This window comes from Streptomyces sp. NPDC048643 (assembly GCF_040650615.1).
In the GTDB taxonomy this organism is placed as follows: domain Bacteria; phylum Actinomycetota; class Actinomycetes; order Streptomycetales; family Streptomycetaceae; genus Streptomyces.
On record NZ_JBEZHO010000014.1, the window covers coordinates 18,320 to 41,718 of the forward strand.

General features: G+C 69.7%; 21 protein-coding genes. 6 read left to right on the forward strand and 15 right to left on the reverse strand.

Translation table 11 applies throughout. The features are described 5' to 3' along the window. Positions 1 to 59: 59 nt before the first annotated feature. From AB0C62_RS16350 to AB0C62_RS16390, 9 genes are all read right to left on the reverse strand, one after another. Positions 60 to 674 carry a response regulator transcription factor gene (locus AB0C62_RS16350; protein ID WP_362973607.1) on the reverse strand — a complete coding sequence of 205 codons (615 nt, stop codon included), beginning with the start codon at positions 672 to 674 and terminating at the stop codon, positions 60 to 62. After that, positions 671 to 1,894, reverse strand: a complete 1,224-nt coding sequence (locus AB0C62_RS16355; RefSeq protein ID WP_362973853.1) for a histidine kinase — start codon at positions 1,892 to 1,894, stop codon at positions 671 to 673. The genes AB0C62_RS16350 and AB0C62_RS16355 overlap by 4 nt, the downstream gene beginning before the upstream one ends. Before the next feature lie 5 nt (positions 1,895 to 1,899). Next, positions 1,900 to 2,640 carry an ABC transporter permease gene (locus AB0C62_RS16360; protein ID WP_081219246.1) on the reverse strand — a complete coding sequence of 247 codons (741 nt, stop codon included), beginning with the start codon at positions 2,638 to 2,640 and terminating at the stop codon, positions 1,900 to 1,902. Then, positions 2,637 to 3,590: an ABC transporter ATP-binding protein gene (locus AB0C62_RS16365; protein ID WP_362973609.1), complete on the reverse strand. Its 954-nt coding sequence runs from the start codon at positions 3,588 to 3,590 to the stop codon at positions 2,637 to 2,639. Before AB0C62_RS16365 ends, AB0C62_RS16360 begins: the two co-directional genes overlap by 4 nt. Before the next feature lie 149 nt (positions 3,591 to 3,739). Beyond that, a complete protein-coding gene (locus AB0C62_RS16370; RefSeq protein ID WP_362973611.1) occupies positions 3,740 to 5,986 on the reverse strand; it encodes a hypothetical protein in 2,247 nt (748 codons plus the stop codon). A gap of 160 nt (positions 5,987 to 6,146) precedes the next feature. Continuing rightward, positions 6,147 to 6,572, reverse strand: coding sequence for a DUF6113 family protein (locus AB0C62_RS16375; RefSeq protein WP_362973613.1), 426 nt, complete (start codon positions 6,570 to 6,572; stop codon positions 6,147 to 6,149). A gap of 46 nt (positions 6,573 to 6,618) precedes the next feature. Further along, entirely contained in the window at positions 6,619 to 7,521 is a 903-nt protein-coding gene (gene mshB, locus AB0C62_RS16380) for an N-acetyl-1-D-myo-inositol-2-amino-2-deoxy-alpha-D-glucopyranoside deacetylase (RefSeq protein ID WP_362973615.1), read from the reverse strand. A gap of 58 nt (positions 7,522 to 7,579) precedes the next feature. After that, positions 7,580 to 8,566, reverse strand: a complete 987-nt coding sequence (locus tag AB0C62_RS16385; protein ID WP_362973617.1) for a helix-turn-helix domain-containing protein — start codon at positions 8,564 to 8,566, stop codon at positions 7,580 to 7,582. A gap of 198 nt (positions 8,567 to 8,764) precedes the next feature. After that, complete coding sequence (locus AB0C62_RS16390) at positions 8,765 to 9,250, reverse strand: ATP-binding protein (RefSeq protein WP_362973619.1); 486 nt, start codon at positions 9,248 to 9,250, stop codon at positions 8,765 to 8,767. A gap of 164 nt (positions 9,251 to 9,414) precedes the next feature. Here AB0C62_RS16390 and AB0C62_RS16395 point away from each other — a divergent pair, with 164 nt between their 5' ends. Further along, the gene (locus AB0C62_RS16395; protein ID WP_362973621.1) at positions 9,415 to 10,287 is read left to right on the forward strand and encodes a helix-turn-helix transcriptional regulator; all 873 of its coding nucleotides are present in this window, start codon (positions 9,415 to 9,417) and stop codon (positions 10,285 to 10,287) included. After that, positions 10,284 to 10,493, forward strand: coding sequence for a DUF397 domain-containing protein (locus AB0C62_RS16400; protein WP_362973623.1), 210 nt, complete (start codon positions 10,284 to 10,286; stop codon positions 10,491 to 10,493). Before AB0C62_RS16395 ends, AB0C62_RS16400 begins: the two co-directional genes overlap by 4 nt. Positions 10,494 to 10,497: 4 nt before the next feature. On the opposite strand, the gene AB0C62_RS16405 is transcribed toward AB0C62_RS16400, so the two are convergent. After that, positions 10,498 to 10,692 carry a hypothetical protein gene (locus AB0C62_RS16405; protein WP_081219228.1) on the reverse strand — a complete coding sequence of 65 codons (195 nt, stop codon included), beginning with the start codon at positions 10,690 to 10,692 and terminating at the stop codon, positions 10,498 to 10,500. A 208-nt stretch (positions 10,693 to 10,900) separates the two neighbouring features. Between AB0C62_RS16405 and AB0C62_RS16410 the strand changes: the two genes are divergently transcribed. Then, on the forward strand, positions 10,901 to 13,051 hold the full coding sequence (locus tag AB0C62_RS16410) for a prolyl oligopeptidase family serine peptidase (RefSeq protein ID WP_362973625.1): 2,151 nt from the start codon (positions 10,901 to 10,903) through the stop codon (positions 13,049 to 13,051). A 148-nt stretch (positions 13,052 to 13,199) separates the two neighbouring features. On the opposite strand, the gene AB0C62_RS16415 is transcribed toward AB0C62_RS16410, so the two are convergent. From AB0C62_RS16415 to AB0C62_RS16435, 5 genes are all read right to left on the reverse strand, one after another. After that, positions 13,200 to 14,261, reverse strand: a complete 1,062-nt coding sequence (locus tag AB0C62_RS16415) for a dipeptide ABC transporter ATP-binding protein (protein WP_362973627.1) — start codon at positions 14,259 to 14,261, stop codon at positions 13,200 to 13,202. After that, positions 14,242 to 15,228, reverse strand: a complete 987-nt coding sequence (locus AB0C62_RS16420) for an ABC transporter ATP-binding protein (protein WP_362973629.1) — start codon at positions 15,226 to 15,228, stop codon at positions 14,242 to 14,244. The genes AB0C62_RS16415 and AB0C62_RS16420 overlap by 20 nt, the downstream gene beginning before the upstream one ends. A 5-nt stretch (positions 15,229 to 15,233) precedes the next feature. After that, complete coding sequence (locus tag AB0C62_RS16425; protein ID WP_362973855.1) at positions 15,234 to 16,154, reverse strand: ABC transporter permease; 921 nt, start codon at positions 16,152 to 16,154, stop codon at positions 15,234 to 15,236. 91 nt (positions 16,155 to 16,245) lie between these two features. Next, positions 16,246 to 17,169 carry an ABC transporter permease gene (locus AB0C62_RS16430; RefSeq protein ID WP_362973631.1) on the reverse strand — a complete coding sequence of 308 codons (924 nt, stop codon included), beginning with the start codon at positions 17,167 to 17,169 and terminating at the stop codon, positions 16,246 to 16,248. A 54-nt stretch (positions 17,170 to 17,223) separates the two neighbouring features. After that, on the reverse strand, positions 17,224 to 18,855 hold the full coding sequence (locus tag AB0C62_RS16435) for an ABC transporter substrate-binding protein (protein ID WP_362973633.1): 1,632 nt from the start codon (positions 18,853 to 18,855) through the stop codon (positions 17,224 to 17,226). A gap of 549 nt (positions 18,856 to 19,404) precedes the next feature. Between AB0C62_RS16435 and AB0C62_RS16440 the strand changes: the two genes are divergently transcribed. The 3 genes from AB0C62_RS16440 to AB0C62_RS16450 all read left to right on the forward strand — a co-directional run bounded on the left by AB0C62_RS16440 (position 19,405) and on the right by AB0C62_RS16450 (position 23,354). Next, complete coding sequence (locus AB0C62_RS16440) at positions 19,405 to 20,433, forward strand: ABC transporter permease (RefSeq protein ID WP_362973635.1); 1,029 nt, start codon at positions 19,405 to 19,407, stop codon at positions 20,431 to 20,433. 81 nt (positions 20,434 to 20,514) lie between these two features. Continuing rightward, entirely contained in the window at positions 20,515 to 22,272 is a 1,758-nt protein-coding gene (locus AB0C62_RS16445) for an ABC transporter substrate-binding protein (protein WP_362973637.1), read from the forward strand. Positions 22,273 to 22,373: 101 nt separating this feature from the next. Further along, the gene (locus tag AB0C62_RS16450) at positions 22,374 to 23,354 is read left to right on the forward strand and encodes an ABC transporter permease (protein WP_362973639.1); all 981 of its coding nucleotides are present in this window, start codon (positions 22,374 to 22,376) and stop codon (positions 23,352 to 23,354) included. The last annotated feature ends 45 nt before the right edge of the window (positions 23,355 to 23,399 follow it).

Below are 23,399 nucleotides of genomic sequence, written 5' to 3' on the forward strand. Positions count from 1 at the left end.
GGAAGCACTACCGGCGCGGCCGGGGTCCAAAGAACCTTGAACGCGAGCACACCCGCCCCTCACAGCCACCCCTTCTCCCGGGCCGTTCTCACCGCCTCCGCGCGGTTGCGGACCGCCAGTTTCTGGATGGCCGTGGAGAGGTAGTTGCGGACCGTGCCCTGGGAGAGGTGAAGGGCCTTGGCGAGTTCGGCGTTGGTGGAGCCGTCGGCCGCGGCGCGCAGGATCTCGCGCTCGCGGTCGGTGAGCGGGTTGGCGCCGCCGGCGAGTGCGGCGGCGGCCAGGGTGGGGTCGATGACGCGCTCGCCGGCGAGCACCTTGCGTACGGCCGCCGCGAGTTGGGCGGCCGGGGCGTCCTTGACGAGGAAGGCGTCGGCGCCGGACTCCATGGCGCTGCGGAGATAGCCGGGACGGCCGAAGGTCGTGAGGATGAGCAGCTTGATGCCGGGGAGTTCCCGGTGGACCTCCGCCGCCGCCTCGATGCCCGTCATGCCCGGCATCTCGATGTCGAGGAGCGCCACGTCCACGTCGTGGGCGCGGGCGGCCGCCAGCACCTCGTCACCGCGGGCCACCTGGGCGACCACGTCGATGTCCGGCTCCAGTCCCAGCAGGGCGGCCAGCGCCTCGCGGACCATCGACTGGTCCTCGGCGAGCAGGACCTTGATCGTGCGGCTCATGCACCGGATCCTACGGTGTCGTCCGCCGGGCCCACAGGGGCCCGTTCGTCGGTGAGGGGGACGCGGGCGACCAGCCGGAACCCGTGCCGGGTACGGCCCGCCTCCAGTGATCCCGCGGCCTTCTCCAGGCGTTCGGTCAGCCCCGTCAGGCCGTTGCCGGGGGTGCCGCCGCCGGAGCCGCCCGAGCCGTCGTCCTCCACGGACAGTTCGAGGACGGGACCGTCCAGGGTCTGGCGGCGGACGAGTTCCACCGTGCAGCGCCGGGCGCCGCTGTGCCGTACGACGTTGGTGACCGCCTCGCGCAGCGTCCAGGCGAGCGCGGACTCGCTCTCCGTGGACACACCGTGCAGGTCGGGTTCGGCCGGCAGGTCGGCGACGACGCCCGCCGCGGTCAACGCGACCTGTGCTCCGGCGAGTTCACCGGCGAGCCGGGGCCGCCGGTAGCCGGTGACCGCCTCGCGGACGTCGACCAGGGCCTGGCGGCTGACCTGCTCGATGTCGGCGACCTGCTGGGCCGCCTTGTCGGGGTGGTCGGGCAGCATCCGTCCGGCCAGTTCGCTCTTCAGCGTGATCAGCGACAGCGAGTGGCCGAGCAGGTCGTGCAGGTCCCGGGCGAGCCGCAGGCGCTCCTCGTTCGCGGCGAGTTGGGCGACGGTGGCCCGCGCCCGGCGCAGCTCCACCGTGGTGCGCACGAGCTGTCGTACGCCGGTCATCGCGAAGCCGATCAGGACGACGAGGAGGATCAGGTCCCGGGCGTCCTTCTCCCCGGCGTGCAGGCCGACGAGGAGCATCACGACGGCGGTCAGCGGGATGGTCCAGTAGGACACCCGGAGCGGGAACGCCGTCCCGCAGGCCACCGAGACGTACACGAACAGGCCGAGCCAGGGCGGGCCGAGGGTGAGGCAGAGGACGACGGCGAGCGCGACGAGGGCGAGGACCATGAGGGCCACGGTCCGGATGTCCGCGGACGCTCTGCCCATGTTCCGGAAGACCAGCGTCAGATAGATCGCGACGAACGCCGCGAGGCCGACCCAGCCGGCCACGGTGGCCCGCGTGGTGTGGTCGCCGGAGACGAGGTCCTGGACCGGCGAGCTGAGGAACACCAGCCAGATGACGATCCACAGCGACTTGGCCAGGGCGTCGCGGAGGGTGCGTGGGGGCTCTCCCATCTGCACCAGCCGCTCCTTGCGGGCGCCGTCGGGCAGCGGGTCTTCCGTCATGGCACTCACGCCTTCAGCGTGTCCTTCCGGTACAGCCACGCCGCGCCGCCCGCGAAGAGGGCGAAGAAGACGACGAGGATGGCGATGTCCTTCGCGTGCGGGGCGTCGCCCAGTTCGATGGCCTGCCCCAGGGCAGCGTACGCGTGCGTGGGCAGCCACTTCGCGATGTTCTGCAGCCAGTCCGGGAAGGTCGTCGAGGGGATCCAGAGGCCGCCGAGCATCGAGAGGCCGAAGTAGACGATCATCGTGATGGGGCGGACCGCGTCACCGCTGGCCACGTATCCGATGGCCACGCCGAGCGCGGCGAACACGAAGCTGCCGGCCCAGATCACGCCGGTGAGCGCGAGCCACTGCCAGGCGTCCAGGCGTACGTCCTTCACCGCGGCGGCGACCACGAAGACGATGACGATCGACGGCAGGCTGATCACGGCGGCGCTCGCCGTCTTGGCGAGGACGTAGCCGCGGCCGGGCAGCGTGGTGAGCCTCAACTGCCGTACCCAGCCGCTCTCGCGTTCCTTGGCGATGCGCTCGCTGTTGCCCATGAGCACGGCGGTCAGGGCGCCGAAGGAGGCCATGGAGACCATGAAGAAGGTCGGCAGGGTGAGTCCGGTGCCGTCCACCTTGGTCGTGCTGTCGGCGTTGCCCGCGATCAGCAGGAACAGGGCCGAGGGGTAGATGACCGAGAAGAACAGGAACTTGCGGTTGCGCAGGGCGCGGGTGATCTCCAGCTTGATGAGACTGTTCACTTGGAGGTCGCCTCCTCGGCGGCGGTGCGGTTGGCCTCTTCGGCGGCGGTGATGGCGACGAAGGCCTGCTCGAGACCGAGCCCGGCGACTTCGAGGTTGCGGGGGTAGACACCGAGTCCGTACAGCGCGTGGACGGTCGCGTCGGCGTCGGCGGACTGGATGCGGACGGTCTGCCCGGACACGTCGATCGAGGTGAGGAAGGGCAGGGCGCGCAGCGGGGTCTCGTCGATGGGGCCCTCCAGGTCGAAGGCGACCCGGCGGGCGCCCGCCCTGGCCTTGATCTCCGCGGCCGTGCCGTCGGCCAGCAGCCGTCCCCGGTGGAGCACGAGGACGCGGTCCGCGATGGCGTCCGCCTCCTCCAGGTAGTGCGTGGCGAAGAGGACCGTGCGGCCCTGGTCGGCCTGTTCGCGCATGGTGGCCCAGAAGGCCTGGCGTGCCGTGACGTCCATGCCGGTGGTCGGCTCGTCGAGGACGATCAGGTCGCTGTCGCCGGCCGTGGCGAGGGCGAAGCGGACGCGCTGTTCCTGGCCGCCCGAGAGCTTGTTGACCTTGCGGTCGGCGATCTGGGTGATACCGGCGCGGGCGAGGACGTCGGTGACGCGGTAGGGCCGGGGGTGCAGGTCGCAGGCGAGCTTGACCAGTTCGCCGACCGTGACCTCGTCCATCAGGCCGCCGCTCTGGAGCATGGCGCCCACGCGGCCGGCGACGATCGCCTCGCGCGGGGTGGTGCCGAACACCCGGACCGTGCCGCTGTCGGCGTTCTTCAGGCCGAGCAGCAGGTCCAGCGTGGTCGACTTGCCCGCGCCGTTCGGGCCGAGCAGGGCGACGGTCTCGCCCGGGTGCAGGTCGAGCGTCAGGGCGTCGACGGCCCGGACGTCGCCGTAGCTCTTGGTCACCGATTCGAACCCGACCACCGAGGTCGTGGCCGCCGCGGTCGCAGTGGTTGTCATGCGATCCATCGTGGCGGTGGAGGAGGTCCCGGCGGCAGTGCGGTGTGTCCTCGGTCCCGGATGACAGATGTCATACGGCGAGAGGGCATCCTGCCGGTACGAACCCGGCAGGATGCCCTCTTTGCGCCTGATGTGGCCTGCGGCCGACGCTAGCTGGGGTCGGTGGGGATGGTCACGACGCGCTCCGCGGCCGTCTTGCCGACCAGTGCCCTGCCGACGGCGGAGGCCACCTCCTGGGGGCTGACAGGCTTCTTGCTGCCGTCGCCCTTGGTGACGGTGACCCCGTCGAAGACGCCGCCGTACAGCGACTTGAGCACCTTCAGGTCGTAGTGCTCGACGAGCTTGCCGTCGACCGGTTCGACGCTCAGGAACCTCCAGATGGACTTCTGAGGGCTGAACGGGACGGAGTGCAGGTCGTCCGTCCGGATCGTGATGTTCGCCGACATCGCAAGTGTCGCGAACGACGCCATCTTCTGGTCCACCGCCTCCTTCGACACGGTCGGCTGACGCGTCGTCGTGGCCACCTTCACCGGGGTGGTCGCGTTCGTCTCCACCTGGGCGCGGTAGCCGTCCTCGACGGCCTGTATCGACGGCGTGATGTCGATGCCCTTGCCGACCTTGCCGTAGACGGGAACGGCCTTGCCCGGCTGGAACTTGATCGTGCCGTCGCTCGCCGACCCGGAGCCGCTCGCGGCGCGCTCCAGGGCGGCCTGGAGCTTCTCCTCGTCGACCGGCATGGCCGGCTCCACCACGCGCCGGCGGCCGAACAGCGAGCCGATCACGGAGACCGGGTTGTAGTCGCTGCCCGCGGCGGCGCGGACGGTGGCCTGCGTGTCGAGCTGGAGTCCGGCCTGGTCGGGCTTGAGGGAGACCGTGTCCCCGTCGACGGACAACTTGAGCGGCTTGTTCGTGCGGTCGCCGAACGCGTCGTCGAGCTTCCTGACCGCGTCGTCGCGGGTGCCGCCGCCGATGTCGACGCCGAGCACGGTGGTGCCCTTGGGCACGTCCGAGTGGTTCATGAGCAGGCCCGCGCCGTAGGCGCCGCCGGCCAGGACCACGACGAGGGCGCCGAGGAGCGCCGGCTTGTTGCGGCCCTTTTTCTTCTTCGCCTGCTTCGCCGCGGCGGGCGGCTGCTGGACCGGCTCGGGCAGCTTCGGCGGGGTGTGCGGCAGCGGCCCGTCGGGGTGCGAACCGGGCCCGAACGGCGAGTTCTGGCCGGGGTTGATGACGGGGATGCCACTGGTCAGGGTGTGCCCGGAGACGTTGTCCACGGGGGCTCCGTAGCCGCCGGGGCCCGGGTCGGGTGCCGGCTTCTGCGGGGTGAGGATCGCGGTGTCGTCGCTGAGACCGCCGCTCAGGCCGCCGCCCGGATATCCCTGGCCCGCGCCCGGGTTCGGGTTGCCGGGACCGGAGCCGTGGCCCGGTGCCGCTGCGAGGCTGCCGGGTGCGACGCCCGGGCCGGCCGGGGGCAGCAGCGGGCCGTCACCGGTGACCGGACCGCCGGTCGCGCCGGACGGGCCGCCCTGGCCGCCCTCGGAGAAGTAGGGGAGGTCGTCGCGGCGCGGTTCGCCGGAACCGCCCGGACCGCCGGGTCCGCCGTGCGAACCGACGACCGGGAACGAGCCCGTGTCCCGCAGCGCGCCGGAGACGTCGAAGGATCCCGTGCCGCCGCCGTGGCCGGGAGCCACGGGTCCGGCGCCGGTGGCGCCGGGCAGCCCGGCGCCGTTGGTGCCGCCGCCGTTCGTCCCGCCGGGGCGGACCCCGCCGGTGATGCCCAGCGGGCCCGCGCCGCCGGACGGCGTCGGCCGTCCGGTGCCGGGCCGGTTGCCCGAAGGCCCGCCCTGGCCCGCGGGGCCGGCAGTGCCTGCGGGCGCGGAGGGAGCCGAACCGCCGGGCAGTCCCGCCCCGTTGGTCGACCCGCCGCCCTGGCCGCCCTTGGGGGCACCGGACTTGCGCGGGGCGAACCAGTCGCTGGTCTTCTCCTCGGGCCCACCGGGCTGGTCCCCGGGCGGCGCCGACGCGGGGGCCGGCACGGAGGGGGCCGCGGTGGTGGTGACCGCCGCGGAGGTGCCCGTGGGCGCGCTCGCGCCACGGGACGGCTGTGCCGCACCGGTGTTCGCGCCGTCGCCGCTGCCGGCGGGCGCGTCGGAGTCCGCGACGGGTGTGCGGACGACCACGGGCGGGATGGGCCGCGATCCGGGGATGTTGATCCGGATCCGGGTCGTCAGGGTGGTCTCGGTCTTGCGCTCCTCCGGCGGCTTGCCGGCGGCCGAACGGCCCGCGTCGGCACCGCTCTCGGAAGCCGCGGGGGTCCCGTACGGCGGCGTCCCCGACGGGTACGCGGCTCCACCGCGCCCGTTGGGCCCGGAGGACGAACTGTCAGTTTCACGACTCAAGGCAGGTTCTCCCGGTTGGCTCCGCCGCCCGTTTCCTCGACCTCATCTCGGGCAGCTCGGCGGCGCGCACCACCATACTGGCCGTGTCCGGCGCGCAAACCTCGCCCGATGAGGAAACTCGCACGGGACCCGCACCTGACCGATACGGCGAAGTGGTACGTCACTTGCCAAGTCGGGCGCCGGAGCCGCCCGGTTGCCGCCCCTGACCCAGGGTGGCGCACATCACAGCGACAGCCATCCCTCCGAGGAGGAAGAGGTAGGAACCGATCCCGGCGCCGAAGAGGAAGTCCCCCTCCGGCCGGCTGGCGGTGAGCAGGACGACGGCGAGCACCCAGCCGGCCGCGGGTGCGACGGCCCCCGCCCGGGTTCCGGTGGCCCTCGATCCGCCGAGGAAGAGTCCGGCGCCCCCCGCGAGCGCGAGCAGCAGCCCGAGCGGGAACCAGCCGGGCTGCACCAGCGCCCCGGCGGCCCCGACGACCGCGCCGAGCAGGAAGAGCCCCAGGTAGGCGGCGATGCGCCCGCCCGAGGGCCGTGTCAGTGGCTGCGCGAGCATGCTTCCGCCGCCGCGCTGTCCCGTCGTACTCATCACAGGTCCGTCCCTTGCCTGGTCGTGCTCGTCGCTCGTGCGTCCCTCACCGGGCGGTCCTCCCGGCCCCGTCGATCCCCTCGAAGAGGTCCGTCTCCCGCGCGGCGGGGCGCGGCGCGTTCACCAACTCGTAGTACTCGGTGGTGAAGAGGGGCTGGGCCAGGTCGTTCGAGAGGGCGAACCAGGGGCCGTCCACGGTGATCTGGGTGGTGTGCGCCCGCATCGCGGCGATCTTGGCGGCGGCGAACGCGGTTCCGTCGATCTCGGTGGTGACGCTCGCCTCGTCGACCACGCCCGGTACGTCGTCGACGGCGGCGGCCCGCTCGAACGGCAGCTCGGGGAGCGCCGCGCGCAGCCGGGCGAAGGCCTCCTCGGCGACCGGACGCGGCATGCGGTTCCAGTAGGTCTTGGTGATCCGCCAGGCGTCGCCGAGGTCGGGGCGGTGGGCGGGGTCGGCGGCCAGTTCGGCGGCGCGGGTGGCGACGCGGTGGGCCTGGATGTGGTCGGGGTGCCCGTACCCCCCGTCCGGGTCGTAGGTGACGAGCACCTGGGGGCGCACCTCGCGGACGACCTCCACGAGGCTGTCGGCGGCCTCGTCCAGGTCGGCGGACCAGAAGGCGCCCGGGCGGTGGTTCTGCTCGACGCCCATCATCCCGGAGTCGCGGAATCGCCCCGGTGCGCCGAGGAAGCGGTGGTCGTGGACGCCCAACTGCTTCATGGCGGCGCTCAGCTCACCCGTGCGGAACGTACCGAGTCCGCCTTCGCGGTCGGCGGCGAGATGGGCGAGTCCGGGCGGGATGACCTCACCCTCCTCGCCGAGGGTGCAGGTCACCAGCGTCACGTGGGCGCCCTCGGCCGCGTAGCGGGCCATGGTCGCGCCGTTGTTGATCGACTCGTCGTCCGGGTGCGCGTGCACCAGGAGCAGACGCCGGTCGGGCAGTTCCGTCATGGGGCCAGCCTACGAGGCACCGGCCGGAGCGGGCTCGGGCAGGCCCGGGCCCCGGGCATCAGGCGGCGCTGCCGAAGGCTGGGGTGCAGTCGCGGCAGTGGCCGGGTGCGGGGGCTCTGAAGGCGCGCTCGCAGCCGTCGCAGGTCTGGAGCGGGTGTCGGACGTCCGCCGGTGGAGCGGGAGCGCGGAACGGCGGCGGCGGAGGCAGTTGCGCCGTCAGGCGGTGGGCCAGGAGCGCTGCCGGGCGCCTGAGCCCCTCCGGCGGCAGGTCCCTGGTCAGGGCCAGGGTTACGGACCCCGCGTCGACGTCCCGCTCCAGCCAGGCGGCGACACCCGGGGCGAGGTGGGCGGTGTCGTCCCCGGACAGCAGCAGGCGCGGGTCGCGTCGGTGGAGGCCCGCGAGCAGGTCGGTGGCGGTCCGCAGGAGGTCGGCGGCGGCGCAGGACGGGCGGGGCACCTCGGGGAGAGACGCCCGGGCGGTACGCCGCTCGCGCCGTTCACGCGGCTCGTACGGGACCGGGTGCGGGCCCCGGTCCGCCGCCGGGCGGCCACGAGCGGGGCCCTCGGGGTCGAACCCGCCCTGACGCACCGGCTCCTCCCCCGCGTCCCGCCGCGCGGCCTCTGTCGCCCTCCGGGGCCCGCTGCGGGCCTCGCCTCCGCGACCCGGCTGGTTGCAGGAGACCGTACGGGTGACGATCCGGCCGCTGCGGACGCGTTCGCGGGTGCGCCGGAGATAGCCGTGGGCTTCGAGTTCGCGCAGGGCCGCCGCGATGCGGGTCGCGCCCTCGGGGAACCGGGCGGTCAGGGTCCTGATGTCGACGGGCGCACCGGCGGGGAGGGACTGGATGTGGACGCCGAGTCCGATGGCGAGCCCGGACAGTTCCGGGTGCTGGGCGAGGTGGTTGCCGATCACCGTGAAGCGGGCGGTGTGGCGGGTGTTGTCGTGGATGACACCACCGGCCCGTACGGGCTCCCGGTTCGGGTGGCCGTTGGCGGCAACCCGGGACCGGGCGCGCGGGGGCGCGCTAGGGTTCTGCGTATCCATCGGGAAGCTCCTACTTCCTCGGTGGTCAGGCCCTCGCACTGGGATTGGCGTCCCGGCGAGGGCCGTCGCATGTCTGCTGTTGTGTTGCGCCGAGCGTAGGGCAGCCAACGGCCCCCGAATCCAGCCGAGTCGGTGATGTTCACTCGCGCGAGTGAGTGTGCGCCGGGGGCGGGAGGGGTGGGGCTTGGCCGGGTCATTTCACCCTTGTGTTCCTTGGGAAGGACCGCTTCCGGCACCGCAGCACGGGCGGGCGGGTTCCGGTGGGAGGTCGATCTCCGCCCACACGGTCTTACGGGGACGCGGCCCCGGTACGGTCCCCCAGCGGTCGGCCAGGGCGTCGACGAGGACGAGCCCACGGCCGGACTCCGCGTCCCCCACCGGGTGTCGCATCTCCGGGACCCGGTCGCCCCGCGTGTCGGTGACCTCGATCCGCAGGGTGCCGCCGACGACGTAGAGCGTGAGCCGGAAGTCGCGGCCCGGAACCCGGCCGTGGGTCGCCGCGTTGGCCGCCAGCTCGGCGACGACCTGCGGCGCCCGGTCCAGGGGCAGCCCCCAGGAGCGCAGTTGCTCGGTGGCGAGCAGCCGGGCGAGACGAGCACCGCGTGGGGTCGGCGACAGCAGAACGCTGGAGTTCCTGACGGTCCCCGGCAGCTGGACCGCGGGGTCGGCGATTTCTTGGTTCACGTCACTCAGCGTGGCGGCTCACACCTACCGTGAACAGTGACGACGCCGGTACGTACGGTGACTGTCCGGAGCTTGTCCGGTCGTGTCCGGGCTGTCCGGGCTGTCCGGAACCGTCGTACGGGTAGGGCGCGTTGAGGTTCAGCGGTACGGCGGAGGGGTGCGGGATGTCGGTGGACGACGTGAGGCGGCTCAAGAGCGAGGCGGACGAGCCGGGCTGGGAGGTGGACCCGGACGACGACTGGGGCGTCGCGGTCGTCGCGACCGTCGGGCGGCAACTGAGGCTGCGGCGCGAGGCGGTGGGGATACGGGCCGCCGAGTTCGGCGAGGCGGTCGGGTACGGCGAGGACATGGTCTACAAGATCGAGGCGGGCAAGCGGATCCCCCGCCCCGAATATTTGGACCGGGCTGACGAGGTGCTGGGGGCAGGCGGGTTGCTCTCGGCCATGCAGGAGGATGTGAAGAAGGTCAGCTACCCGAAAAAGGTGCGGGACCTGGCGGCGATGGAGGCCAAAGCCGTCGAGATCGGGGTGTACGAGTGCAACACCCTCCCCGGCCTGTTGCAGACCCCCGACCATGCACGGGCGTTGATCGAAGCTGCGCAGCCACCGTACTCACCGGACGACGTGGAGCGCATGGTGGCGGCTCGCCTGGCTCGGCAGTCGGTCTTCGAGCGAGAACCGTCACCGTCGATCAACTTCGTACTGGAAGAGGCCGCACTTCGCCGGGAGGTCGGGGGCACAATGGCGTGGAAGCAGCAGCTCGAACGTCTCCGGAAGGTGGGACGAGTGCGTCACGTCACGCTTCAGGTGATGCCGACGAAGAGCGACGCCCATCCCGGGTTGGACGGCAGGATCGAACTGCTGAAGTTCGGGGACGGAGCCGCTGTGGGGCGTGCCGATGGCGTGTTCAGTGGCCGGCCAGTCTCCGAGCTGAAGCAACTCCGGATCCTCGACCTGTGGTTCAGCACCATCCGGGCTCAAGCTCTCCCACCAAGGGAATCTCTCGCCTTCATCGAACAACTGCTGGGAGAAACATGATCCGCACCACCTCAGCCCAGGACGCCTCTGAACTGGCGTGGTTCAAAAGCAGCTACAGCGGCGGCACCAGCGGCGAATCCTGCATCGAGGTCGCCACCACCCCCGGCACCGTCCACGTCCGCGACTCCAAGGACGCCGCCGGCCCCCGGCTCACCGTGACGCCGGGAGCCTGGGCCGACTTCGTGTCGTTCGCGTCCGGGGGCTGACCGGTCAGAACTTGATGCTGCCGATCATCCCCGCGATGTTCGTCGTCAGATCGTTGATCGTGGGCGCGATCGTCGAGGAGGCGAGGTAGAACCCGAGCAGGACACAGACCAAGGCGTGGACGGCCTTCAGTCCTGACTTCTTCACCAGGATGAAGACGATGATCGCCAGCAGCACCACCGCCGAAATCGAAAGTGCCACGGCGGCTCACCTCCAAAGTTCCCAGGGACCAGGGGGGTTGTACGGGTGACATACAGATCCCCGTACGAGGCTCGTACGGGGTCGGGTACGTCGTTGCAGCAGCCAGCAGGTTCTTACCCACGCAGCGCTAGTGATCATAACTATCCGTACGCGCGCATCGATCGGCGCACGGCCGCACAAGGGGGCGCATGGCCAATATGGTCGGGGGATGACGAACGAGCCTCTGTCCTTCCCGCGCCGGTCCGCCCGGACGCAGCGGTTCACCTCCGGCGCACCACGGGCGTTCACCGTGGCGCCGGACGGTTCCCGGGTGGTGTTCCTGCGGTCTTCGTCCGGTACGGACCGGGCGAACCAGCTGTGGGTTCTCGACGTGGCGGAGAACCGGGAGCGGCCGGCCGCCGACCCCGCCGCGCTCCTCGGGGGCGCCACGGAGCGACTCCCGGCGGCGGAGCGGGCGCGCCGCGAACGCAGCCGCGAGGGCGGTGCGGGGATCGTCGGATATGCCACGGACACGGCCGTCGAGCTGGCGTCTTTCACTCTTTCGGGGCGGCTGTTCACGGCGGAGCTGCGGGCGGGGACGGCACGGGAACTCCGCGTCCCCGGTCCGGTGATCGATCCGCGGCCGTCGCCCGACGGACGGCTCGTGGCGTACGTCACCGGGGGCGCCCTGCGGGTCGTCGGGGCGGACGGCGCGGACGACCGGGCACTCGCGGAGCCGGAGCCCGTGAAGGGGGCGGGGTCGGTTTCGTACGGTCTGGCGGAGTTCATCGCGGCCGAGGAGATGGGGCGTTCGCGCGGTTTCTGGTGGTCGCCCGAGAGCGACCGGCTGCTGGTCGCGCGCGTCGACGACTCCCCCGTGCGGCGCTGGTGGATCTCCGATCCGGCGCGTCCGGAGAGCGAGCCGCAGCGGGTCGCGTACCCGTCGGCGGGCGGCGCCAACGCGGAGGTGCGGCTCTTCGTGGTCGGGCTGGACGGCGCGCGCACCGAAGTCTCCTGGGACCGGTCCCGGTACCCGTATCTGGCGCATGCGCACTGGTCAGCGGCGGGTGCGCCGTTGATCCTCGTGCAGGCACGGGACCAGCGCAGCCAGCTCTTCCTGGCCGTGGATCCGGACTCCGGTTCGACTCGGATGGTGCACGCGGACGAAGATCCAACTTGGCTTGATCTTTTCCCCGGGGTGCCGTGCTGGAGCCCCGGTGGACAGCTCGTGCGGATCGCCGACGAGGGGGGCGCGCGGGTCCTGGCGTTCGGCGAACGGCCGCTGACCGGGGCGCAGTTGCACGTCCGGGCGGTGCTCGACGTGTCGGCCGACGACGTCCTGGTCGCGGCGTCGGCGGGCGAGGCGGCGGCCCTCCCGGAGACCGGCGAGGTGCACGTGTACCGCGTCAACGAGCTGGGCGTGGAGCGCCTCTCGCAGGAGCCCGGCGTGCACTCGGCGGTTCGCGCCGGGGGCGTGACCGTGCTCGTGTCGTCGGCGCTCGACCGGCCGGGCACCCAGGTGCAGGTGCTGCGTGGCCCCAAGAGCCCGACGACCGTCACGTCTCACGCCGAACACCCCGGTTTGTCCCCGCGCGTGACACTCACACAGGGGGGCGCACGGAAAATCCCATGCGCCGTGCTTATGCCGACCGACTACGACGGCGACAATCCCCTGCCCGTCCTGATGGACCCGTACGGCGGTCCGCACGGCCCCCGGGTGCTGGCCGCGCACAACGCCTACCTCACCTCCCAGTGGTTCGCCGACCAGGGGTTCGCGGTGGTCGTCGCGGACGGCCGCGGCACCCCGGGGCGCTCCCCCGCCTGGGAGAAGGCGATCCGCGACGACTTCACGGTCACGCTCGACGACCAGGTCGAGGCGCTGCACGGGCTCGCGGAACGCTTCCCGCTGGACCTGTCGCGGGTCGCGATCCGCGGCTGGTCCTACGGGGGTTGGCTCGCGGGTCTCGCCGTGCTGCGCCGCCCGGACGTCTTCCACGCGGGCATCGCGGGCGCCCCCGTCACGGACTGGCGGCTCTACGACACCCACTACACGGAGCGGTACCTCGGCGATCCGGCCACGAACGCGGCCGTCTACGCGGGGAGTTCGCTCGTGACCGACGAGGGGCTGTCCGCGCCCGCCGCACCGCACCGGCCCCTGATGCTCGTGCACGGGCTCGCGGACGACAACGTGGTGGCGGCGCACACCCTGCGGCTATCCTCCGCCCTGCTGGCCGCCGGCCGCCCGCACGAGGTGCTCCCGCTGTCGGGCGTCACCCACATGACCCCTCAGGAAACGGTGGCGGAGAACCTGCTCCTCCTCCAGGTGGACTTCCTGAAGCGCTCACTGGGCCTCGCCTCGCCCGGCGCGACCACCGTCTAGGCAGCAACGAGCCGGGGTGACATGGCGCACCCCGGCTCGTTTACGGCACCCGCACGGCCGTACGGTGTTCACCTTGGCGTGTCCGTATATCGGTACCGCTTCCGCCAAGTTGCCTGTGTGTTAACGACGTTCGCTCACATTTATGCCGTTATGCCACCCCGCCGGGAGGCTCCTCCGGCGGGACGACCTGCTTCTCCTCGGCGAAGTGACAGGCGGAGTCGTGGGCGGCCGGACTGTCACCGATCCGGAACACGGCCGGCACCGCGAGCAGCGGCACCTCCAGCGCGCAGCGCTCCTGCGCCTTCCAGCAGCGGGTGCGGAACCGGCAGCCCGAGGGGATGTTCGCGGGCGAGGGCACGTCCCCGGAGAGGATGATCCGCTCCCGGTGCTCCCGGGCCTCGGGGTCCGGCACGGGCACGGCGGAGAGCAGTGCCTGGGTGTAGGGGTGCGTCGGATGGTCGTAGATCTCGGCGTCCCTGCCGGTCTCGACGATGCGTCCGAGGTACATCACCCCGACCCGGTCGGAGATGTGCCGCACGATCGACAGGTCGTGCGCGATGAAGACGTAGCTGAGGTCGAACTCGTCCTGGAGCTTCTCCAGCAGGTTGATCACCTGGGCCTGCACGGAGACGTCGAGCGCGGAGACGGGTTCGTCGGCGACGATGATCTCGGGTCGCAGCGCGAGGCCGCGGGCGATGCCGATGCGCTGGCGCTGGCCACCGGAGAACTGGTGCGGATAGCGGTTGATGTACTCGGGGTTGAGCCCGACCACGTCCAGCAGGTCCTGGACCCGCTTCCTGCGGTCGCCCTTCGGAGCCACCTCGGGATGGATCTCGTAGGGCTCCCCGATGATGTCGCCGACGGTCATCCGGGGGTTGAGCGAGGTGTACGGGTCCTGGAAGACCATCTGGATGTTGCGGCGCACGGCCTTGAGCGCCCGGCCGGACAGCCGGGTGATGTCCTCGCCCTTGTACTTGATCGTTCCGCCGGTCGGCTTCTCCAGGTTGACCAGCATCTTGGCGACCGTCGACTTGCCGCAGCCGGACTCGCCGACGATGCCGAGTGTCTCGCCGCGTCCGAGGGCGAAGTCCACCCCGTCGACGGCCTTGACCGCGCCGACCTGCTTCCTGAACAGGATTCCCTGGGTGAGCGGGTAGTGCTTGACCAGCCCGCTGACCTCCAGCAGGGGTTCAGTGGCTGTCTGTGCCATCGAGGCATTCCCTCCAGAAGAAGCAGGCGCTCCCGCGGTCCGCGTCGACCTCCGCGAGCGGCGGCACCTCGGTGCGGCAGATGTCCTGGGCCATCGGACAGCGCGGGTTGAAGGCGCAGCCCGGCGGGATGTGCATCAGGTTGGGCGGCAGTCCCTTGATCGCGTAGAGCTCGGACCCCTTCTGGTCGAGGCGCGGGATCGAGTCCAGCAGCCCCTTCGTGTAGGGGTGGGCGGGCGCCTTGTAGATGTCGTGGACCGGTGCCGTCTCGACGATCCGTCCCGCGTACATCACCGCGATGCGGTCGGCGACGTCGGCGACCACGCCGAGGTCGTGGGTGATGAGGATGAGCCCCATGCCGAGTTCGCGCTGGAGCTCGGCGAGCAGGTCCATCACCTGGGCCTGCACCGTGACGTCGAGCGCGGTGGTCGGCTCGTCCGCGATGATCAGGGCGGGCTCCAGGGCCAGCGCCATGGCGATCATGATGCGCTGGCGCATACCGCCGGAGAACTGGTGCGGATAGTCGCGCACGCGCTCGGCGGCGGCCGGGATGCGCACCCGCTCCATCAGCTCGATCGCCTTGGAGCGGGCCTCCTTGCGGGACATCCCGCGGTGCACGGTGAACATCTCGCCGAGCTGTTCACCGACGCTGAGCACGGGGTTCAGGGACGACAGCGCGTCCTGGAAGATCATCGCCATCTCGGCGCCCCGCACCTTGCGCCGCTCCTCCTCCTTGAGCTTCAGCAGGTCGCGGCCCTGGAAGAGGATCTCGCCGCCGGTGATCTTCCCGGGCGGTGTGTCGAGGATGCCCATGATGGCCTGGGCGGTCACCGACTTGCCGGAGCCGGACTCGCCGAGGACGGCGAGCGTCTCGCCCTCGTCGACGCTGTAGTCGACCCCGTTGACGGCCTTGGCGACTCCGTCCCGGGTCCGGAACTCCACGTGCAGGTCGCGCACTTCGAGCAGCACGTCGGTCACCTCAGCTTCGGGTCGAGGGCGTCGCGCACCGCGTCGCCGAGCATGATGAACGCGAGCACGGTGATCGCGAGCGCGCCGGCCGGCCACAGCAGCATGTGCGGGGCCTGGCGGATGTACGCGGAGGCGGAGGAGATGTCGATCCCCCAGCTGACCGTGGGGGGCTTCAGACCGACGCCCAGGTAGGACAGGGTCGCCTCCAGGGAGATGTACGTGCCGAGTGCGATGGTCGCCACGACGATGACGGGGGCGACCGCGTTCGGGCTGATGTGCCGCAGCAGCAGGCGGGAGTTGGAGGCGCCGAGGGCGCGGGCCGCCTGGACGTAGTCGTTCTGCTTGGTGGTGATGACGGAGCCGCGCGCGATACGGGAGATCTGCGGCCAGCCGAGCAGCACCATGAAGCCGACCACCGGCCAGATCGTGTTGCTGGTCACCACGGACAGCAGGACCAGACCGCCGAGGACGACGGGGATGGCGAAGAAGATGTCGGTGAGCCGGGAGAGCAGGGAGTCGCTGATCCCGCCGTAGAAGCCCGCGAGCCCGCCGAGCAGCGAGCCGAGGATCGCGACCCCGAGCGTGGCGAGCACACCGACGCTGATGGAGATCCGGGTGCCGTAGACCGTCCGGGTGTAGACGTCGCAGCCCTGGCCGTCGAAGCCGAAGGGGTGTCCGGGCTGGGAGCCCTCCTGGGCCTTGGAGAGGTCGCACTGGAGCGGGCTCTGGGAGGTGATCAGTCCGGGCCAGATGGAGATGACGACCAGGAAGAGGATGACGAGCCCCGAGATGATGAAGACGGGGTTGCGGCGCAGGTCCCGCCAGGCGTCGGACCACAGCGAGCGCGGCTTCTCCCGCGGTCCGGTGCCCTCGGGGCCGCCGGGTGTCCGCTCCAGGGTCTCCGCCTCGCTGGTCCCGAGGTCCATCGGGCCGCCGAAGCCCGTCCCGGCGATGGCGAGGTCCTCCTTGGGAGGGCCCTCGGGGCCGTGGTGTGGCTGTTCCTCGTACGGCGGCTGCTCAGGCATAGCGGATCCTCGGGTCGAGTACGGCGTACAGGAGGTCGACGAGGAGGTTGGCGACCAGGAAGACGAGGACGAGTACGGTCACGAAGCCGACGACGGTCTGGGTGCTCTGGCGGACGATCCCCTGGTAGAGCTGGTAGCCGACACCGTGGATGTTGAAGATCCGCTCGGTGACGATCGCGCCGCCCATCAGCGCGCCGATGTCGGTGCCGATGAAAGTGACGACGGGGATCAGCGAGTTGCGCAGCAGGTGCCGGATGGTCACCCGGCGCCGCGGCAGGCCCTTGGCGACGGCCGTGCGGACGTAGTCGGACCGCCGGTTCTCCGCGATGGAGGTACGGGTCAGCCGGGTCACGTAGGCGAGGGACACCGACGCGAGCACCAGGCCCGGCACGATCAGCTCGCCGAAGGTGGCCTCGGGGGAGACCGACGGTTTGATCCAGCCCCATTCGACGCCGAGGAGCAGCTGGAGCAGCAGGCCGGTGACGAAGGTCGGCACGGAGATGACGACGAGGGTCAGCAGCAGGACACCGGTGTCGACGGGCCGGCCGCGGCGCAGGCCGGTGATGACGCCGAGCGTGATGCCGATGATGATCTCGAAGAGGATCGCGATGATCGTCAGCCGGATGGTGACCGGGAACGCGGACTTCATCAGTTCGATGACCGGTTGTCCGTTGAACGCGGTGCCGAAGTCGCCGGTGAAGATGTTGCCCAGGTAGGTCAGGTACTGCTGCCACAGGGGCTTGTCGAGGCCGAACTCCGTGCGCAGCTGGGCGGCCGTGGCGGGGTCGCACTGCCGGTCGCCGCACAGGCCCGCGATGGGGTCGCCCATCACGTTGACCATCAGGAAGATGAGCAGTGTGGCGCCGATGAAGACCGGGATCATCTGCAGCAGACGCCGGATGACATACCGTCCCATGAGTGCTCCGGAGGTAGTGGGGCGGGCCCGCGCGGCGGGCCCGCCCCGGGCGGCTCAGTTGACGGTGATCTCGTTGTAGACCGGGACGCTGAACTGGTTGAGCGCCACGTTCGAGACCTTGTCCGAGTAGCCGGCGCTGCCGTTCTGGTACCAGAGCGGGATGGCGGCCATGTTGTCCCGCACGACGCCCTCGGCCTGCTGGAAGAGCTTGACGGCCTTGCCGGTGTCGGTCTCCGCGTTCGCCTGGTTGACGAGGTTGTCGAAGTCCTTGTTGGTCCACTGGCCGTCGTTGGAGGAGGCGTTCGTGTAGTACAGCGGCTGCAGGAAGTTCTGGATCAGCGGGTAGTCCATCTGCCAGCCGGCCCGGAACGGACCGGGCATCTTGTGCTGCCCGATCTGGTTGCGGAAGTCGGCGAAGGTGCCGATCGGGTTGCCGACGCACGCCTTGTTGTTGCCGAGGGCGTTGTTGATGGAGTTGCAGACGGCGTCGACCCACTCCTTGTGGGAGCCGGTGTCCGCGTTGTAGCTGATCTTGACCTGGCCGCCGGGCAGGCCGCCGCCCTCCTGGACCAGCTTCTTGGCCTGGCTCGGGTTGTAGTCGCAGGAGTCGCCGCACAGGCCCTTCTGGAAGCCGCCCTTCTCGCCGAGCACCGGTGACGTCCAGTCGCTGGCGGGCGTGCGCGTCTTCTGGAAGATCGTGTCGGTGATCTGCTGGCGGTTGATCGCCATGGAGAGACCCTGCCGGACCTTCTTGGCGCCGCTGGTGTTCCACTTCTTGTCGTAGAAGGGGAAGGCGAGCGTCTGGATGATGCCGGCCGGGGTGTTGATGTACCGGCCGGACAGGTCGCTCTTGGCGTTCTTGAGCTGGGCCGCGGGCACGTCGTCGACGAGGTCGAGGTTGCCGGCGAGGAGGTCGTTGTAGGCGGTGTTGTTGTCCGTGTAGACCTTGAGGTTCACGCCGCCGTTCTGCGCCTTGTCGTCCCCGGAGTAGTCGTCCCACTTCACCAGGGACATCTGCGAGCCCTTGGTGTACGAGCTGATGGTGTAGGGGCCGTTGCCGACCGGCTTCTGCACCCAGGCCGCGTGGTCGTCGAAGAACGCCTTGGGCAGCGGCGAGTAGGCCGCGTAACCGAGGGTGTCCGGGAAGGTCGAGAACTTCTGGTTGAGCTTGACGGTGAAGGTGTTCGTGCCGGTCACCTTCAGCCCCGAGAGCGTGTCGGCGCTCTGGCTGCCCGACTCGGGGTGGACCTTGTCGTAGCCGTCGATGTAGCCGAAGAAGTACGCGTTCTTCTGGTTGTTCTTCAGGCTGGCGCCGTAGTTCCAGGCGTCCACGAAGGACTGGGCGGTGACCGTCTCGCCGTTGCTGAACTTCCAGCCGCTCTTGATCGTGATCGTGAAGTTCTGCGAATCGGTGGTCTCGATCTTGTCGGCGAGCATGTCCTCGGCGGCGCCGGTCTTGGCGTTGTACCGCTTCAGCCCGCGGAAGATCATGTCGAGGACCTTGCCGCCCTGCACCTCGTTGGTGTTGGCCGGTTCGAGCGGGTTCTGCGGGTCGCCCCAGGAGGAACTGACCGTGCCGGAGCCGTCGCCGCCGCCGCTGTCACTCCCTCCGCCCCCGCAGGCGGTCGCCGCGAGGGCTACCGCCACCGCACATGCGGCCCATCTGGCGTGCGTGGCTCCACGCATGGAGTGCCTCCTCAAGAGTGCGCTGTGCCGCCGGCGCCGGGGTCGTGCGTTCGGCTCCGGTGCGTCGTGCCTTTACGGCCCAATATCTGTCCATATGAGCCGTATCGCACATTCACTCCACCCTTCCGGGTGGCAACTCCATCCGGATGGATCGATCCGGATGGATCTGGACCGAATCCGGGAGGAGGCGCTCCGGACGCGGCGTCAGAAAGATCCAGCAAAGGATCTTGAAGATCAGCGCAATGGATCTACACCGTTCGATGCCGAACCGTTCATTTGCGCGCACCACATGTACGCATTCCGAGACTCCACCGTCCGGTTATCGAACTCATTGACCGTTTCGCGCAGTTGGTCCGAATCTGGACACGGAACGGCCACAGTGCGCTACCCGCGTAGTTACGTTCCAGTCAAGTGGAGGTAAAGAGAGTAAAGAGAAACCCAAGGCGACCGAGATTTTATTGACCTTGCATGAATTGCGTTGAAAAAGTCCGGCGTAGCCCGTAGGGAGCGCCCTGCGGATGCCGTTGACCCCATCGGGCATGGAGCACCATGACACTCCCCACTCCTTCCGCGGCCGCATCGCTTGAGGTGACCGACGAGATCGGATCGATCCCGGATTCGTCCATGAACCCCAAGGGCTCGGAGAGTCGCTCCCCGGGACGACTCGCCTGGAAGCGGTTCAAGCGTGACCGCACCGGTGTCATATCCGCGTACATCGTGATCTTTTTCTTTGCGATCGCGATTCTGGCCCCGCTCATAGCCAAGCTGTACGGGAAGAACCCGTACACGACCTACGCGAGCGAGCGCCCGGAACTCCTCGACGCCTTCTCCTACCCGGCCGGCGCCAACGGCGGGATGAGCTCGGAGTTCTGGTTCGGCATCGAGCCCCAGCTGGGCCGGGACGTCTTCACCTTCCTGCTCTACGGCATCCGCACCTCCCTGGGCATCGCCGTCGCGGCGACCCTGGTCACCACGATCGTCGGCGTCATCGTCGGTGTCACCGCGGGCTACCTCGGCGGCCGCACCGACTACTTCGTCGGCCGGGTCATCGACATCCTGCTGTCGTTCCCCTCGACGCTGTTCTTCATCGCCTTCATGCCGGTGGTCTACGGCCTCTTCGTCGCCCCCGACGAGAACATCCCCACCTCGCTGCGGGCCATCTCCCTGATCGTGGTCCTCTCCGGCTTCGGCTGGGCCTCCATCGCGCGTCTGCTGCGCGGCCAGGTCCTCGGCCTCCGTGAACGCGAGTACATCGAGGCCGCCAAGGTCACCGGCGCCTCCTCGCGGCGGATCGTGTTCAAGGAGCTGCTGCCCAACCTGTGGACTCCGATCATCATCCAGTCCACCCTGATGCTCCCGGCGTACGTGACCGCGGAGGCGGGCCTGGCCTTCCTCGGCGTCGGCATCATCGACCCGACCCCGGACTGGGGCGTCATGATCCAGCGCGGCGCCCAGTTCTACACCGAGGACCTCACCTTCATGCTCTTCCCGGGCCTGTCCATGGTGATCTTCGTCCTCGCCTTCAACCTGCTCGGCGATTCGGTGCGCGACGCGCTCGACCCGAAGTCCAAGCGGTAGCCACCACAGCTCCACCCGGCCGGTTCAGTGTCGTGCGGCCGGATCATCCGTCTCGATCGTCCCTATAAGGCAGGATTCTCCATGTCTTTCTCCCGTAGAAACTTCCTGATCGCGACCGGCGTGGTCGCGGCCTCGTCGTCCGTGCTGACCGCCTGTGGCGGCGGCAGCGACAACAAGTCGGGCCGCAAGGTCCCCTCGGTCAGCGGCTCCAAGACCCAGGAGATCCTGGTCGGTACGAAGGCCGACTCCACCGGCCCCGCGCCGGAGGTCCCGGGAGCGGTCAAGGGCGGGACGATCTACTCGCTCGACCAGTTCGACATGGACCACCTGGACCCGGCCCAGATCTACGTCTCGACCGAGGGCGCCATCACCCGGCCGATCCTGCGTGGACTCACCGGCTACAAGATCGACAACAAGGGTGGCGCCACCCTCGTCGGTGACGCGGCCACGGACGCCGGCACCACGAAGGACGGCGGCAAGACCTGGACCTTCACGCTGAAGGACGGTCTGAAGTGGGAGGACGGCTCGGACATCACGGGTGACGACCTCCGCCACACCTTCGAGCGCCTCTTCGCCTCCTTCGTCACCGAGGGTCCCCGCTACGTCCAGCAGTGGCTGGTCGGCGGCGACAAGTACAAGGGCCCCTACAGCGGCAAGAAGCTCGACTCCATCGAGATCGACGGCAAGACGGTCACGTTCCACCTCAACGAGGCGCGTGCCGACTTCAACTTCACGCTCGCCATGCCCGGCTACGGACTGGTGAACAAGAAGCACGACACGAAGGAGAAGTACGACAAGCGTCCCTTCGCCTCGGGCCCGTACAAGATCGGCAGCCGCAGCATCGGCAAGTCGCTCACCTACGTGCGCAACGAGCACTGGGACCCGGCGACGGACTCGATCCGCAACAACTACCCGGAGCAGTTCGTCTTCCAGTTCGGCTTCCAGCCGCTGGCCGCCACGGACCGCTTCATCGCGGACTCCGGCAAGGACCAGCACGCGATGGCCATCTTCAACGAGGTCGCGCCCGAGCGCATCGCCCAGGTGCTCACCAACGCCAAGCTGAAGAAGCGCGTCCTCACCGAGGTCGACACGGTCACGTACTACTGGCCGATCAACATGACCCGCGTCAAGGACGTCAAGGTCCGTCAGGCCATCAACTGGGCCTGGCCGCACCAGCAGCTCCAGACGATCCGCGGTGGCGCCTCCACCAGCGAGCTGGCCACCACGGTCCTCTCGCCCGTGACCCCGGGTTACCAGAAGTTCGACCTGTACGGCGTGACCAAGAAGCCCGGTGGCGACCCGGCCAAGGCCAAGGCGCTCCTGAAGGAGGCCGGCAAGGTCGGCCAGAAGCTGGTCATCGCGTACCAGCAGTCGGACAACGCCCAGAAGCAGGCCGTCGCGATCAAGAACGCCCTGGAGGCCGCCGGCTTCGAGGTCGTCAACCAGCAGATCGACAAGTCGACCTTCTACACCCAGATCGGCAAGGTCGACAACGACTTCGACCTGTTCGCGGCGGGCTGGAGCCCGGACTGGCCGAACGGCTACTCCGTCTTCTACCCCTGCTGGAGCGGCAAGAACATCGGCGACGGCCGCAGCAACTACGCACAGCTGAACGACCCGAGCATCAACAAGGCGATCGACGCCGCCGCCAAGATCACCGACGCCAAGGCCGCGAACAAGGCCTGGGGCGACGTGGACCGCCAGATCATGGAGACCTCCGCCGTGGTCCCGGACTACCACTCGATCCGTAACTGGATGTACGGATCCAAGGTCGGAAACGTCATCTACGACAGCGGCAACACCTGCATCGCGCTCACCAAGCTCTACGCGATGAAGTAAGCCGTACGACCCAAGGGGGCGGCCGTTCGCCCGGCCGCCCCCTCAGGCCCACCCCCCTTCACGCCCCGGCGACGGCGCCCCGTCCGGAAAGTCACGCCCCCATGCCCCGCTTCCTCATCCGCCGAGTCCTCGGCGCACTGGTCATCCTGCTGATCATCAGTGCCATCACCTTCGGCCTCTTCTACGCCATCCCGCGTGACCCGGCGATGATGTCCTGCGGCAAGAACTGCACGCCCGACATGCTCGCGCAGATCCGGCACAACCTGGGCATCGACCACCCGATCCCCGTGCAGTACTGGGACTGGCTCAAGGGCGTGTTCGTCGGGCGCGACTACGGCAGCTTCGGCAACTGCAACGCGCCCTGCCTCGGCTACTCCTTCGCCAACCGCGAGCCCGTCCTCGGCACGATCCTGGACCGCCTGCCGACGACCCTCTCGCTCGCCTTCGGCGCGGCCGTGGTCTTCCTGATCTTCGGTATCGGCGCGGGCATGCTGGCCGCTCTCAAGCAGGGCAAGTTCCTGGACAAGTTCGCCAGCTCCGCCTCGCTGTTCGGCTCCTCGCTCCAGATCTACTTCGTCGGCTACGTCGCGATGTTCTTCCTGGTCTCCAAGGTCCACCTGTTCTCGCAGCCCTCGTACACGCCGCTCACCGAGGACCCGGTCAGCTGGTTCTCCGGAATGCTGCTGCCCTGGCTGACGCTGGCGATCATCTTCACCGCCAACTACACGCGTATGACCCGCTCGCAGCTCGTCGAGCAGCTCAGTGAGGATTACGTCCGCACCGCCCGCGCCAAGGGCCTCTCCCGTGCGAACGTCTTCTTCCGGTTCGCCTGGCGCGGTGCGATGGGCCCCATCGTCACGGTCTTCGGCATCGACCTGGGCACCCTGATCGGTGGCGCGATCATCACCGAGTCGGTCTTCAGCATCCAGGGCATCGGCCGCCTCGCGGTGGACTCCGTGAGCAAGAGCGACCTGCCCATGCTGCTCGGTGTCACCGTCCTGTCCGCCGGCGCGATCGTGTTCTTCAACATCATCGTCGACGCCGTGTACGCCCTCATCGACCCGCGGATCCGGCTCGCCTGACCCCGGGCACCCCGCCCCCGACAGCAACCCCGGCATCACCCCCCT